Origin of the sequence: Clostridioides sp. ZZV14-6387, from assembly GCF_020657835.1 — a bacterium.
GTDB lineage: Bacteria > Bacillota > Clostridia > Peptostreptococcales > Peptostreptococcaceae > Clostridioides > Clostridioides difficile_A.
In genome coordinates this window covers 1-222 of the sequence record NZ_JAGWCW010000163.1, presented here as the reverse complement: position 1 = coordinate 222, position 222 = coordinate 1, and the positions used below count along the sequence as shown (strand labels likewise).

Below are 222 nucleotides of genomic sequence, written 5' to 3'. Positions count from 1 at the left end.
GAGGTACTTGTTTATCCCTTACTTTAACCATACCAAGTTTAGGTAATTTTATATATTGACCACAGTACATAATATTTCCATTTGTAAAGTTAGTTCTATATGAAAATCTATTAGTTTTCTTTGATTTAAATTTAGGAAATCCTGCATTTTCTTTAAAGAATTTTTTATATGCGTTTTCTAAATCTTTTAAGGTGTTTTGTAGTGAAAATTTATCAGGTTCTT

Annotated in this window: 1 pseudogene; it reads right to left on the bottom strand. The window is 25.2% G+C overall.

Annotated elements, in window-relative coordinates:
- Positions 1-222 (bottom strand): annotated as a pseudogene (locus KGF38_RS20240) (IS200/IS605 family element RNA-guided endonuclease TnpB); the annotation flags it as partial.